Below are 12860 nucleotides of genomic sequence, written 5' to 3' on the forward strand. Positions count from 1 at the left end.
CGCAACCGCCGCAACTGCGCCCCCAGCACAATACGCAGCACCGTCGGACCACCACGATGATGACCGAACAGGCTGCTCACGGCAGTCTCGCCGTCAGGCTGAGAACCGATCACTGCACTCCCCTCAGAACAACGGAATCCGCTTAGTTTCCCACGGGCAGTGACGGATACAAGCCTCAATGTAGCGTCGCCTCGTCGAGCCGGCGTAGAACATCGAGCGCGGCGCCCGGGCCACCCGATGCGGGAGGGACGGAGCGCGACCACCGGGACCGGGGAGGCGCAGCGCGACCCCCGCGCCGAAGTGCGAGGCGACCGAATCCGGCGGTCCCCGCCACCGGGAACGCGTCGCCGGGCCCGACGCATTGCCCGCAGAGCGCTATTACTTTCCACTTTGGCCACATCCGGCCAAAACGGGAACCGGTCGCGCCGCTTCGGGTGAGCGCGAAGGCCCCCATCCGGCGACGAAATCGACACGCCACGTAAATAGCGGCCAACGCAGCGTACATATCCCACCCACGGCGCGACGCTTCGAATACAGAGCAAGATCATTTGATTACAGTCCGTCAACAGGTGAATTCGATCGGGCGCCCTGCCGCTCATTCCGGCCAATCGGTTCGCCGCGTACCGACCACGTCAGCAACCAGGAGGAACCATGGCCGTTCCGTTGACCGCAGGTCCCCGCGTCGCGCGATGGCTCACCGCCCTTTCCGCGGCCGGCGCACTCACCTTGTGCATGGCCGCCACCCGGCCCGCCCAGGACCGGCACACCCCGGTACCGCTCTTCGCCAACGGCGGATTCGAGAGCCCGGTGGCCCCCGCGAACAACTTCACGAGGCTGGGCGCCGGGAGCGCCCTCGGCGAATGGAAGGTCACCGGCGGAAACGTCGACCTCATCGGCGCCGGCTTCTGGCAGGCCGCGGAGGGCAACCAGTCCCTCGATCTGGAAGGGGACATCCCGGGGACGATCGAGCAGCCGATTGCGACCCGCTTCGGCGGCTGCTACACCGTCAACTTCTGGCTCGCCGGGAACCCGGACGGCGGGCCCGCGATCAAACGCGGGTACGCGCGGGTGACGCAGAACGCCATCGGCCACCCGTTCATCCAGAAGACCCTCGCCTTCGACACCACGGGCAAGACGCGGGCGGACCTCGGCTACGTCCAGCAGCGGTTCCGGTTCCGCGCCCTCGCTCCGACGGTGACGCTCACGTTCACGAGCATCACGGGCGGCGGTTACGGCCCCGTGATCGACGCCGTCTCGGTCATCCCGGCCCACCCGCTGGACTGCCGCTCCGGCCGCTTCTGACACCAGGGGAAACCACGCCCCGCGGCGGCCTCGCCCAGAGGCCACCGCGGGGCGTCCCTACGATCACCACTGACAGACGACGCGCAGAGTCCCCTGGCGAGATCGCCCCGCCCGGGAAGCAACCGATCACGGTCTGGCGAGTGTAAGTGGTGTGAAGATCGAGATACTGGGCGCCGCGAACGATCCCCCTTCCCGGCAGCGTGACCTGGCCGGAAACCGAGGCGACGCCGGTCCCCCTCCGGGCGACCCCCCGCCTCTCGAGGCGGTCTTCACCGCGTTGTTCCGCGAACACCATCTGGAGATGGTGCGGATGGCGCTGCTGATCGTCGGTGATCGCGCCAGCGCGGAGGACGTGGTGCAGGACGCCTTCACCGCGCTCCACGGCAAACTCGACCGGCTCACCGACCCGGACCGGGCACTGCCGTACATCCGCACCAGCGTCATCAACGGGTGCCGTACCGTCCTTCGCCGCCGCCGACTCGCCTGGCGCGTGGTCAAGACCTATGACCCGCCCGTGTGGTCCGCCGAGTCCGCGACGCTCCTCGGTGAGGAACGACGCGAGGTCATGGCCGCCCTCGGGGAGCTCCCCCGCCGGCAGCGCGAGGCGATCGTTCTGCGCTACTACCTCGACCTCGACGAGGCCGAGATCGCCGAGGTGATGGGCATCAGCCGCGGGACCGTCAAGTCCACGACCTCACGGGCGATCACCGCCCTCACCCGGAAGCTCACCGAACTCGGAGGAATGTCATGACCAGGACCGAGGACCTCCTCCGCGACGCGTTGTCCGCGACCGCCCGCACCGTCGAGCCGGGCACGCTCTCCCCCCTCACCGCCCCCGCTCGTCGGCGCTCGACCGCCAAGTGGGCCGTTCCCCTCACCGCCGCCGGCGCGCTGCTGGTCCTGGCGGCCGCCATCGCGATCGGAGGACAGATGCGAGGACACCGTCAGAGCCCGCCCGTATCCGGCACCGGGCCATCGCGCATGGTCACCATCGACGACGGAACGGCGGTCATCCGCGACGCGACCGGGCGCAAGGTCGCCGGCATCCCCGCCGAGCGAGGCCCTTACGTCGCCGTTGCGGCCTACGGTGCCGGGCGCACGTTCTACCTCGCCGCCTCCGAGGGAAGGTGTGCGATCAGCCTGTACCGGCTGAGCTTCCGGCCCGACGGTACGGTCGACGCGCCACAGCGGGTCCGGGCGGACGCTCCCATCGAAATCAGCGAAGATGACACGGCGATGTCCGTGAGCCGCGACGGAACACGCGTGGCCGTCAGCGGGGCCTGCGAGACGACCTACCGGGTCTCCGTCCTCGACACCCGATCCGGTGGCATCCGGAGCTGGACCGCGCCCACGAACGCCAACCTGAGGTATGCCCCATCGTGGAGTCCGGACGGCCGTACGCTCGCCGTCTTCTGGTGGGACGTCCGGCGGAACATCGAGAAGGCCCCGATCCTCCTGCTCGACCCGGAAGAGTCCATGGGCGGTGATCTGTCGAAGGCGCGGGTCCTACGGCCGGCGGGGATCCAGCAGGGCCCGCTCAAGGGCGGGCGGATCGAAGCGTTCGCCTACGATCCGGACGGCCGTACGATGACCGTCGTCGTCTCCCTGGACGCCTTCAGCGCCATCACCCGGATCTCGGCGACCACCGGAGACCCGGTCGGCGGGTTCACGAGAGTCCCGACCTTCGCGGGGGGCGTTCGGCCGGACGGATCCGGACACCACCTTCTCCTTTTCGGCAGCGGCGAGGTGGCCCGGGTCGACGACGGCCGCCTCCACTGGATCGCCCGGGGACTCGACAACGTGGACGCCGCCTGGTGACGGGCCGGCGCTTTTACTACTCGGCGGCACGGAGAGGCCGCGAATCGGCCGGCGAACCGCCTTGTCCGCCACGACGCCCGGCGGTTAGGCTCCCCGGCGAATGATCCTTCTGAGGAGCTGAGATGCCCGGCCGACCGAGCACGCGCTGACGTTCAGTCACTCCTGACCTGTCACCGCGTGCTGCATCCGAACTGCGGCACAGCGCACCCTCCCCTGCCCGGATCCCACGGGACGGGCACACGTTCTCAGCGACTCAAGGACCCCCTGTGCCGTTCGTATCTCCTGCCGCGCTCGCGTGCCCGCCCCTGCGAGGCCGTCGATGACGGCCTCCGCCCCACCCCCGCCGGGCCTCTGGCGGGACGGTGACTTCCGCAGGCTCTGGACAGGCCACAGCGCCTCCCAACTGGGGGCTCAGGCCTGCCAGGTCATCCTGCCGCTCATCGCCGTCGTCGCGCTCAACGCCGGGACTCAGCAGATCGGCGTCCTCCGCGCCGTCCAACAGGCGCCGATCCTGCTGCTCTCGCTCTTCGTCGGCGCCTGGGTGGACCGCCGGCGCGCCCGCACGGTGATGGTGCTGGCCGACGTCGGCCGGACCGTGGCGTTGGCCGTCATCCCCGTCGCCTATCTCCTCGGGATGCTCGACGTTCCGCTGCTTCTCCTGGTCGCCTTCCTCGTCGGTTCCCTCACCGTGTACTTCGGCGTGGCCTACCAGACCTCTCTCGTACGGCTGGTGGAACGCGGTCGGCTCGCCTACGGCAACAGCGCGCTCGAAGCCAGCAGGTCCGCCGCGCAGATCGCCGGCCCCGCGCTCGGCGGCGCGCTGGTGTCGCTCCTCACCGCGCCGATCGCCATCACGGCGAGCGCGTTCCTCTTCGCCCTGTCCGTCCTGTCGATCCGGCGGATCCGCCGTCCCGAGCGACTGCCCGGGCCGGCCGTACGGCAGGCGCGTGTGTGGAGGCAGATCCAGGAGGGCCTGCGCCTCGTCGCCGGCGACGGCTCATTGCGGGCCGTGGCCGTCTCCTCGGCCCTCTTCCAGTTCTCCTTCGCCGCCGTGATGACCGTCTACCTGCTCTTCCTGCCGCGCACACTGCACCTGCCGGGCGCCGCCGTCGGACTCGTGCTGGCGGCGATGGGCCCGGGCGCGCTGGTGGGCTCTCTGCTGTCCGCCAGGCTGCCGTCGCGGTACGGCCACGGCGTCGTGCTGGTGACCGCCGCGGCACTCGCCGACAGCGTGCTGCTGTGCGTCCCCGCGCTGCACGGCTCCTCGGCCGTCACGATCGCCGCGCTCATGGCGGTCGACTTCCTGTTCGGCGTCTTCAGCCAGCTGGTCGACGTCACCGTCGTGACGGTGCGCCAGGCCATCACCCCCATCCCGATCCAGGGCCGGGTCGTCGCGACGATCAACTTCGTCGGCATGGGCCTGACCCCGCTCGGTTCCCTTCTCGGCGGCTATCTGGCCGGCACGCTGGGGCTGCGCACGAGTCTGCTCCTGACCACCGCCGCGCAGATGCTGTCCCCACTGTTCATGGCCCTGTCCCCACTCGCCCGCCTTGGAAGGGACCTTCCTCGTACGACAAGCGACGCCGACGCCTGACCCCGGCCCGGCTCCGCCGACCACGCACCCACCGCACCCGCGCCTCGGGCGGGCCGCCGTCGGCCACGCGGCACACTTGCGATCATGAGCTTCGACGAGGCCGCCTACACGGCACGGATCCACGGCGACAACGAAGCCGGGCGCTGCTTCATCTGCCGCATCGTCGCCGGACAGCACCCGCCCGAGGACATCGTCGTCCTCCGCGACGAAGTGTGCGTCGCCTTCCTCGCGCTGCCCTACCGCCTCCACGGCTACACGCTCATCGCCCCTTTGGAACACCGAAGGGACGTCGTCGCCGACTTCACCCCCGGGCAATACCTCGGGCTCCAGTCCAGGATCCACCGGCTCGGACGCGCGATCAGCGCGGTCGTCCCCACCGAGCGGCTGTACGTCTTCAGCTTCGGCAGCCACCAGGGAGTCGACCATGTCCACTGGCACCTGGCTCCGCTGCCTCCCGGCGTGCCCTTCGACCAGCAACAGTTCGCCGCCGTGGACGGTACACCCCAAGTCGACGTCTCCCACGAGCAGAAGACCGACCTGGCACGCAGAATCGCAGAGAGCTACACCACCACGGGGCCGCGGTCGCGCCGAGGGGAACCGTCCGATACAGGTACGGCCCGCCCGCGGCCGGCCCAGAACCAGGTCGTGGAGATCGGCGCGTCTCGGGTGTCGAGAATGCGGCGCTGGCTTCGTCCCAGGGACACGAGCGGCCACGACGGGCCGCGTGAGCAAGGAGGAGGCCGACCGTGCAGCCGGATGAGATCGCCGAGGTCCTGAACCGTCCGATCAGCCAGGAATTGCTGGCCCGCGACCTGACCCGTCTGGCCTACGTCGCCAAGGACGGAACGCCGCGTTCGATTCCGATCGCGTTCACCTGGAACGGCTCCGAGATCGTCATGTGCACGTCGAAGAACGCCCCGAAGCTTCCTGCTCTGCGCCACAGTCCGGCGGTCGCCCTGACGATCGACACTGAGGTGCACCCGCCGAAGATCCTGCTGATCCGCGGTCAGGCAGAGTTGGAGGTCGTCGACGGCATCCCGGACGAGTACCTCCAGATCAATGGCACCTACGAGATGACGGCCGAGCAACGGGTCGAGTGGGAGGCCGAGGTCCGTTCGCTCTACGACGGCATGGTTCGGATCATCGTGATCCCGACCTGGGCGAAGTTGATTGACTTCGACACGACCCTCCCCAGCGCGGTCGAGGAGCTGGTCCGGCAACGAGCCGAACGCCAGCGCAGCTGACCAAGTGCCTACGAGGTAAGGAGAACATCCATGAAGTACCTGCTGCTGAAGCACTACCGAGGTGGCCCGGCCCCCGCTGTCGACTTCGAGTCGATGGACCAGTGGACGCCGGAGGAGGTCGACGCGCACGTGCAGTTCATGCGCGACTTCGCGGCCCGCCTGGAGGAGACGGGTGAGTTCGTCGACGCCCAGGCACTGGCGCCCGAGGGGACGTTCGTGCGGCATGACGGCGAGGGGCGCCCACCGGTGACCGATGGTCCGTTCGCCGAGACCAAGGACCTCATCGCCGGCTGGTACGTCATCGACGTGGAGTCCTGGGATCGCGCGGTCCAGCTGGCCGGGGAGCTGTCCGCCGCTCCCGGGCCCGGCGGCGAGCCGATCCACGAGTGGCTCGAGGTCCGGCCGTTTCTCGGCGAGTCGCCCACGGTCACCGAGTGAACGAATCGCTGCTGCGGGAGCTCGTTCCCGCGGTGATCGGCGTCCTCGTCCGGCGCGGAGCCGACTTCGCGTCGGCCGAGGACGCCGTGCAGGAGGCCCTGATCCGGGCGCTGAATACGTGGCCGGACGACCCACCGCGCGATCCGAAGGCGTGGCTCGTCGCGGCCGCATGGCGCAAGTTCCTCGACGCCGCCCGCGCCGAGGCGTCGCGGCGAGGGCGGGAACTCGCCGTGCCGATCGAGCCTCCTGCCGGTCCGGCGCCGGCCACGGACGACACGCTGCGGCTCTACTTCCTGTGTGCGCATCCCACCCTGCCGCCGACCTCGGCCGTCACGCTGACGTTGCGCGCGGTCGGTGGCCTGACCACGCGGCAGATCGCGACGGCCTACCTCGTCCCCGAGGCGACGATGGCGCAGCGGATCAGCCGGGCCAAGCGCCGGATCGCGGGGCAGCCGCTCGACCAGCCCGGCGATCTGGGGACGGTGCTGCGCGTGCTCTACCTCGTCTTCAACGAGGGGTACGGCGGGAACGTCGACCTGGCGGCCGAGGCGATCCGCCTCACCCGCCAGCTCGTCGTCCTGACCGACGACCCCGAGGTCACGGGGCTGCTCGCGCTCATGTTGCTGCACCATGCGCGCCGCGCGTCTCGCACCGGCCCGGGAGGTCGCCTGGTACCGCTCGGTGAACAGGACCGGTCGCGCTGGGACACCGGCCTGATCACCGAAGGAGTGGCGATTCTGCAGGCGGCGCTGGCCCGCGACCGGCTGGGCGAATACCAGGCACAGGCCGCGATCGCCGCGCTGCACGCGGACGCCCAGACGGCATCCGAGACGGACTGGACGCAGATCGTGGAGTGGTACGACGAACTGCTGCTCCTCACCGACAGCCCGGTGGTACGGCTCAACCGCGCCGTAGCGGTCGGGGAGGCCGACGGGCCGCAGGCCGGCCTGGCGGCGCTGGCCCACGTGAGCCCCGACCTGCCCCGCTACTCCGCCGTGACGGCCTACCTGCACGAACGCGCCGGCGACCTCGAGCACGCCGCCGAACTTTATGCCGAGGCCTCCCGCGCCGCCACCAGCGTGCCGGAGCGCGACCACCTCACCCGAGAGGCCGCACGGGTGCGGCAACTACTGCGTCCCTGAATGTGGCATCAGCGCGCCGTGGCCGGTGGAGTAGAGGAGCAGCAAGCAATCACCGCCACGCGGGGCACAGCCCCGCGCCGGAGGGTTCGCGGAGCCGTCCCCAAAAGACATAGCGGGCCGTAGCGAAGCCGCCCAAAGACGGCAAGCAACCACCGACAGGCGGAGCGCAGCCCCACACGGTTAGCGACTCCGAACCGCCCGCCGGCAGGCGCTGGAGCAGCGGTGATCGTCGTGCACTCTCACCGGCAGGAATGCCGAGCTCAGCTCCCCGGCAGCCCGGCGCCGGAACGGTCTCGCCCCCCACCGCCCGACCGCACCCGCCACATGCCTGGCTCGATCTCGTCCGACTGTTCCCGTATCCGCTGTCCCCACCCGGAGGGCCAGTGAAGATCCACCTGAGTGGAGTGAAGGCGATCGAGGAGCCGCCGTCCCTGGTCGACCTGCGGGCCCGCACGACGGCGATGCTGCCGCGCGTGGAGCTGCCCGATGGAAGTCATGTCGTGGGTGCCGGAGCTCGCCGAGGCGTTCACCGCGGTGTCGGGCGGCCGGTCCCGGCTGAAGGACCTGCCGGTCTCGATCGCCGCGTGCCTCACCGCGCACTCTCTGAACGTCGGGTACCGGCCGATCGACCGCGTCGTCAACTGGCGAGGATCAGTATGTCCACGACCGGGCGGGCCCGGTCGATCGCACAAGGTGAATTTCGGCCTCAGGACAGTTTCGCTTCGGGGGCGAAGGCGGGCAGCTTCTCGAGACTGCTGCGCACGGCCTCGGCGCCGTACTCGAACATCTGCCGCTCGTAGTCGTCGACCGCGCTGAGCAGATCCTGGCGGCCTTCGTTGGCCTCGATCAGGCAGCGGCGCAGCAGGTCGGCATCGCGCAGCGCGGTGTTCGCGCCGTTGCCGCCGGTCGGGGAGGTGGCGTGGATCGCGTCGCCGAGCAGCGTGACCGGGCCGGACGCCCAGCGCTCACCGGGCTTGACCACCCGGATGGACAGCAGCGTGCTGTTGTCCGGGTCGGCCTGCTCGATCAGCGCGCGCAGCTCCGGGTGCCAACCTTCCATCCTGGACAGCACGGCGTCCTGCGCGGTCAGGTCCTCCAGCGAACCGTTCGGCGGCAGGATCATGGCCCAGCGCACGTAGTCGCCGATGTCGGGCAGCGTGACTTCGGGGGCCAGTTGCTCGGCGGCCTGCCTCGGCGGGGTACGGAAGCGCATCGCGCCGAGCAGCAGGCTGACGCCGTCGCCCGTGATCTTCGAGCCGTAGGCCTTGGACAGGCTGGCGAACTCGTCGGTCAGCGGGGTGCGGCCGATGACGAACCGGACGCCGGTGTCGGTCGGGGTGGTCTGCGGCGACAACACCCCGCGGACCGCGGAGGTGACGCCGTCCGCGCCGACGAGCAGGTCGGCGGTGGCCGGGTCGCGGCGGGCGAACTGGGCTTGGACATTGCCGTCGGCCAGCACGTCGTAGCCGGTCAGCGCGGCATTGGTGTGCACGGTGAGGCCAGTCAGCAACAGGTGTCGCAGCACCTGCCGGTCGACCACGATGCCGGTCCGGCCCGCGCCGAGCTTGCCGATCTCGTTCATCTGCGGGTCCAGGATCAGCTGCTCGGTGGAGGCGTCCATGACGACCTCGTCCAGCAGCGGGTGCCAGCGCGTCGGCAGGCAGTCGCGCACCGCCTGGAAACCGATCAGGTTCAGCACGAGCCGGTAGCCCTGGAACCGTGCGACGATCCCCAGGTCACGCTCGAACACGTCGGCCTCGATCCCGGCACCACGCAGACCCTGCGCGAGAGCCAGACCTCCCAGACCGGCTCCGACAACGGAAACTCGCATCACACACCCCCGGGACATCGATACGAACTTAGTTCGTTCTGACGATCTAGGTTCTACTCAACGAACTTAGATCGTGTCAAGTTATAGTGGTCGGCATGTCCGCCGATCCCCGCCAACGCCGCGCAGCTCGCCACGCCCAACCCGCAGCGGAGGCCGCCGCGTCGGCACCACGCAAGAAGCCGATCACCGTCGAACGGATCACCGACGCCGCCCTGGAAGTCGTCGCCACCGAGGGGTATGACGCGCTGACCATCCGCCGGGTCGCCGCCGTGCTCGGCACCGGTCCGTCGTCGCTGTACGCGCACATCGTCAACAAGGCCGACATCGACGACCTGCTGATCGGGCGGTTGTGCTCGGAGCTGGTACTGCCCAAGCCCGATCCGGCGCAGTGGCGTGAGCAGATCCGAGACGTGTGCGCCCAGATCCGCGACCAGTACCTGAGGTACCCGGGCATCTCCCGGGCCGCGCTCGCGATGGTCCCTACCAACCTGGAAACCTTGCGGGTGAACGAGGGGATGCTCGCGATCCTGCTCGCCGGGGGCATCCAGCCGCAGAGCGCGGCCTGGGCCATCGACGCCCTCTCGCTCTACGTCGCCGGCTACGCGCTGGAGACCTCCATGGTCCAGCAGCGGCAGAAAGACCCGGACGCGGCCTGGGTCCTGACCCAGGACCAACTGGTCGACCGCTTCAACGCCCTGCCCCAGGCCGCCTTCCCCAACACCAGGCGGTACGCGACCGAACTCACCTCCGGCACCGGACACCAGCGCTTCGACTTCGCCCTCGCGCTGCTCATCGACAACCTCGCCCGGCAGGCACCACCCGCCTGATCACGGTGAGCGGATCCCCCCACCGGCTCCAGATGAGGAGATCAGACCCCACCGCGACAAGCAGAACACCCAGCGGCAGCACGACGCCCTCGACCCCATCTGCTGGAAGGTCTTCGAGGAGAAGATCAGCGGCAAGCTCGCCACCGACGACCGGCCCGCACTGTTGAACGCGCTGTCCCACATCCGCGACGGCGACCTGCCGACCGTCCAGGAGGTCGACCGCCTCGGCCGCAACCTCCTAGAAGGGCTGATCGTTCTCAACGACCTGTTCCAGCGCGGCGTCGGCGTCAAGGTGCTGGAGGGCATCGCCGCCGGCGAGCACACCGAACGCTCCCTCATCCTCGACCTCGCCCTCGCCCTGGCCGAAGACCGCCGCCGCGACATCGTCCGCAAGACCAAGAACGGCCTGGACGCAGCCCGCGCTCGCGGCCGGGTCGGCGGCCGCCGTCCCGTGATCGACGACGACAAACGCGCCGCCATCCTCGCCCGCCGCCAACGCGGCGAATCCATCCGTACCATCGCCGCCGGAGTCAAAGTCTCCATCGGCGTCGTCCACAAGACCCTCGCCGACACCCAGCGCGCCGCCGCGGCCTCCGAGAACGACCCCCGCTGACCAGACCCAACCCTCGAGGGAGAGCGCCGTGCCGCTGCCGCAGATCCCGCTCGACGACCCGCGCGTCCTGACCCTCGCCAAGGCCCGCCAGCAAGCTCGCCCATGAAGGGGCCGGCTACCTGCCGACCTGGGAGGAGTTGACCGATGCCGAGCGGGAGCAGTCCCTGGCCCCCGCACGCAGCTACCTGGAGTCGGCGATCAATGCCGGTCTCGTCCCCGAGGTGGAGCTGATCAGCACGGGCCCGCTCGCGGACCTGTCCAACATCAACCGCGAGATCGAGCGGCAGGCCACCACCATGGCCACCCCGGCCGCCGACCTCCCGCTGCTGCTCTACCGTTTCTGCACCGCCCCACCGGCGGGATGAGCGCCGGGACCGTCCTAAAACAAGGTGGCCGAGACCGCCGAGCACGCTGGCGAGCTCGCCCGCGAGTTCGCCGCCCAGAACTGGGTCGACATGGACGAGGACGAGACCGCCGACTGGCGCAGGACCCTCGCGGACCTGGAAGCCGCCGCTGCCACTTTCCGCCGCGCCGTGAACCTCATCGGCTGACCGGGGCCCTACCAGCCATCCCACGACCACCCGCATCAGAACGGCCAGTCACGATAAGAGGCGTCCGCCAGGCTCCTTAACGTGACTGGCCGTTCGGTTGCTGCTCAAGCCCCGACCCCTAGAGAACCTGCGGCGAGAAGCACGACCGACTTGTTCGTATAGGCCTTCGGGGAGGCTGAGTGCAGCGCTCAGCGGTAGGTCGTGGCACTGCCTGGGTAGACCTTGCCGCGGCGGGACGCGCGGCTCGCAATCGCGACGGCGTCGGCAACAGCCGCGGCAGAATGGTGTGATGGCTGGCCCGAATCGACGTGATCTCGGTCGCGTGTTCAACGAGGTGGCGGAGCTTTACGACCGGGTCCGGCCGAGATATCCCGACGAGATGTTCGCGGACCTCGCCACCATCACGGGCATGAACGAATGGTCGTCGGTGCTCGAGGTGGGCTGCGGTACCGGTCAGGCGACGCGCTCGCTGGCAGCGTTCGGATGCACTGTGACCGCCATCGAGCCGGGCACGCAGATGGCCGTACTGTTGAGACCGCCTTCGTTTGCGAACACCATTCAGCCGGGCGAGGAGGCCGGAGACCGGCGGAACATGGTGGGGGCGCGAAAGTTCGTGGGCGCCGGTCAAGTCCCCAGTGCGGCAGACCCGGCGGGCGCCACGCTGGTCGGCATGGCGACACCGGCCGACGGCCTGGCGTCGCTGGGGGACCTGATCGGCAGTCAGCGCCGAAGGCCGACCACCTCACCGTGCTGACCGGCAGCGATCGGCCCGGGGCGAGTTCTGCTATCCGTTTCGGCTTTGGCCGTGTCTCGGCTGACCCTCTACGTACGTGCCCGGCCGGGCCGCCCCGGGCCGCGGGGCCCCTGAGTACCCTCCGCTCAGCCGGCGTTGAACGCCGCGGCGACGGTCAGCGTGTCCTCGTAAAGGTGCATGCGAACGATCCGGCCGCCCTCGACCGCCAGGTGCATGGCCACCGGTGTGGTGAACTCCTTGCCGCTGGCCGCGACGGTGTGCGTGAAGACCGCCAGCAGCACCACGTCACCACCGTCGACGATGAAGCGCTCCAGCACGACCTTGCTCCTGCCGTGCGCGAAGTGCGGCCACATCGTGGTGAAGTACGGCGCGACCTCCTCCCGGCGGGTACGGCGCCCGGTCCAGGGCAGCGCGTCACTGCCGGGGACGTGCCAGTCGATCTCCTCGGAGAACAGTTCCTGGATGCCGTCGGGGTCCTGCCTGCCGAGGCGCTCCACGAACTTCTCGGCCACGGTCCGCGAGGTCTGAGTATCTGTTGCCATCGTCCTTGTCCTTGTTCTTTGTCTCTTCGTCTGCTTGAGGTGTCGGTCGGGCCTCAGCCCTGGAACAGGAAGTGCTTGCCGCTCAGCGGCCCACAGAGCTGCATGAGCGCCCCGCCTTCACGCAGCGGCTCTTGATGTAACCATTTTGGTTACATCAAGTGCGGGATGCGATCCCCTCGATCAGGGGAAGCCGACGGTCCGAGG

Annotated in this window: 15 protein-coding genes; 13 read left to right on the forward strand and 2 right to left on the reverse strand. The window is 69.6% G+C overall.

Going from position 1 to position 12860, the window contains the following annotated elements:
• The first annotated feature begins 651 nt into the window (after positions 1-651).
• The 8 genes from ABEA24_RS15180 (at position 652) to ABEA24_RS15215 (ending at position 7538) form a co-directional block, all read left to right on the forward strand.
• Positions 652-1302, forward strand: a complete 651-nt coding sequence (locus ABEA24_RS15180) for a choice-of-anchor C family protein (protein WP_345431461.1) — start codon at positions 652-654, stop codon at positions 1300-1302.
• 151 nt (positions 1303-1453) lie between these two features.
• Positions 1454-2053, forward strand: coding sequence for a SigE family RNA polymerase sigma factor (locus ABEA24_RS15185; RefSeq protein WP_345431462.1), 600 nt, complete (start codon positions 1454-1456; stop codon positions 2051-2053).
• Positions 2050-3120, forward strand: coding sequence for a hypothetical protein (locus ABEA24_RS15190; RefSeq protein WP_345431463.1), 1071 nt, complete (start codon positions 2050-2052; stop codon positions 3118-3120). The genes ABEA24_RS15185 and ABEA24_RS15190 overlap by 4 nt, the downstream gene beginning before the upstream one ends.
• 319 nt (positions 3121-3439) lie before the next feature.
• The gene (locus ABEA24_RS15195; RefSeq protein ID WP_345431465.1) at positions 3440-4714 is read left to right on the forward strand and encodes an MFS transporter; all 1275 of its coding nucleotides are present in this window, start codon (positions 3440-3442) and stop codon (positions 4712-4714) included.
• An 84-nt stretch (positions 4715-4798) separates the two neighbouring features.
• The gene (locus ABEA24_RS15200; protein WP_345431466.1) at positions 4799-5491 is read left to right on the forward strand and encodes an HIT family protein; all 693 of its coding nucleotides are present in this window, start codon (positions 4799-4801) and stop codon (positions 5489-5491) included.
• On the forward strand, positions 5461-5958 hold the full coding sequence (locus ABEA24_RS15205) for a pyridoxamine 5'-phosphate oxidase family protein (RefSeq protein ID WP_345431467.1): 498 nt from the start codon (positions 5461-5463) through the stop codon (positions 5956-5958). The genes ABEA24_RS15200 and ABEA24_RS15205 overlap by 31 nt, the downstream gene beginning before the upstream one ends.
• 30 nt (positions 5959-5988) lie before the next feature.
• Positions 5989-6396, forward strand: a complete 408-nt coding sequence (locus ABEA24_RS15210) for a YciI family protein (RefSeq protein ID WP_345431468.1) — start codon at positions 5989-5991, stop codon at positions 6394-6396.
• Positions 6393-7538 carry an RNA polymerase sigma factor gene (locus ABEA24_RS15215; RefSeq protein ID WP_345431469.1) on the forward strand — a complete coding sequence of 382 codons (1146 nt, stop codon included), beginning with the start codon at positions 6393-6395 and terminating at the stop codon, positions 7536-7538. Before ABEA24_RS15210 ends, ABEA24_RS15215 begins: the two co-directional genes overlap by 4 nt.
• A 706-nt stretch (positions 7539-8244) precedes the next feature.
• Here ABEA24_RS15215 and ABEA24_RS15220 read toward each other — a convergent pair.
• Positions 8245-9369, reverse strand: coding sequence for an FAD-dependent oxidoreductase (locus ABEA24_RS15220; RefSeq protein ID WP_345431470.1), 1125 nt, complete (start codon positions 9367-9369; stop codon positions 8245-8247).
• A 95-nt stretch (positions 9370-9464) separates the two neighbouring features.
• Between ABEA24_RS15220 and ABEA24_RS15225 the strand changes: the two genes are divergently transcribed.
• The 5 genes from ABEA24_RS15225 to ABEA24_RS15245 all read left to right on the forward strand — a co-directional run bounded on the left by ABEA24_RS15225 (position 9465) and on the right by ABEA24_RS15245 (position 12114).
• Positions 9465-10196: a TetR/AcrR family transcriptional regulator gene (locus tag ABEA24_RS15225; RefSeq protein WP_345431471.1), complete on the forward strand. Its 732-nt coding sequence runs from the start codon at positions 9465-9467 to the stop codon at positions 10194-10196.
• 40 nt (positions 10197-10236) lie between these two features.
• A complete protein-coding gene (locus ABEA24_RS15230) occupies positions 10237-10809 on the forward strand; it encodes a recombinase family protein (RefSeq protein WP_345432178.1) in 573 nt (190 codons plus the stop codon).
• A 137-nt stretch (positions 10810-10946) separates the two neighbouring features.
• A complete protein-coding gene (locus ABEA24_RS15235; protein ID WP_345431472.1) occupies positions 10947-11174 on the forward strand; it encodes a hypothetical protein in 228 nt (75 codons plus the stop codon).
• Positions 11175-11198: 24 nt separating this feature from the next.
• Positions 11199-11360 carry a hypothetical protein gene (locus ABEA24_RS15240; protein ID WP_345431473.1) on the forward strand — a complete coding sequence of 54 codons (162 nt, stop codon included), beginning with the start codon at positions 11199-11201 and terminating at the stop codon, positions 11358-11360.
• Positions 11361-11649: 289 nt separating this feature from the next.
• Positions 11650-12114 carry a class I SAM-dependent methyltransferase gene (locus tag ABEA24_RS15245; protein ID WP_345431474.1) on the forward strand — a complete coding sequence of 155 codons (465 nt, stop codon included), beginning with the start codon at positions 11650-11652 and terminating at the stop codon, positions 12112-12114.
• Between the two features lie 125 nt (positions 12115-12239).
• Here the strand turns inward: ABEA24_RS15245 and ABEA24_RS15250 are convergent, their stop codons facing one another.
• Positions 12240-12656 (reverse strand): nuclear transport factor 2 family protein, encoded by a 417-nt coding sequence (locus ABEA24_RS15250; RefSeq protein ID WP_345431475.1) that lies wholly within the window; start codon positions 12654-12656, stop codon positions 12240-12242.
• Between the last annotated feature and the right edge of the window lie 204 nt (positions 12657-12860).

This window comes from Actinoallomurus vinaceus, assembly GCF_039542055.1.
Taxonomy (GTDB): Bacteria; Actinomycetota; Actinomycetes; order Streptosporangiales; family Streptosporangiaceae; genus Actinoallomurus; species Actinoallomurus vinaceus.

Excerpts from the sequence above, each read along its gene's own strand:
- ABEA24_RS15180 (WP_345431461.1), top strand. The coding sequence starts at position 652 with ATGGCCGTTCCGTTGACCGCAGGTCCCCGCGTCGCGCGATGGCTCACC.
- ABEA24_RS15190 (WP_345431463.1), top strand. The coding sequence starts at position 2,050 with ATGACCAGGACCGAGGACCTCCTCCGCGACGCGTTGTCCGCGACCGCC.
- ABEA24_RS15195 (WP_345431465.1), top strand. The coding sequence starts at position 3,440 with ATGACGGCCTCCGCCCCACCCCCGCCGGGCCTCTGGCGGGACGGTGAC.
- ABEA24_RS15200 (WP_345431466.1), top strand. The coding sequence starts at position 4,799 with ATGAGCTTCGACGAGGCCGCCTACACGGCACGGATCCACGGCGACAAC.
- ABEA24_RS15210 (WP_345431468.1), top strand. The coding sequence starts at position 5,989 with ATGAAGTACCTGCTGCTGAAGCACTACCGAGGTGGCCCGGCCCCCGCT.
- ABEA24_RS15220 (WP_345431470.1), bottom strand. The coding sequence starts at position 9,369 with ATGCGAGTTTCCGTTGTCGGAGCCGGTCTGGGAGGTCTGGCTCTCGCG.
- ABEA24_RS15225 (WP_345431471.1), top strand. The coding sequence starts at position 9,465 with ATGTCCGCCGATCCCCGCCAACGCCGCGCAGCTCGCCACGCCCAACCC.
- ABEA24_RS15245 (WP_345431474.1), top strand. The coding sequence starts at position 11,650 with ATGGCTGGCCCGAATCGACGTGATCTCGGTCGCGTGTTCAACGAGGTG.
- ABEA24_RS15250 (WP_345431475.1), bottom strand. The coding sequence starts at position 12,656 with ATGGCAACAGATACTCAGACCTCGCGGACCGTGGCCGAGAAGTTCGTG.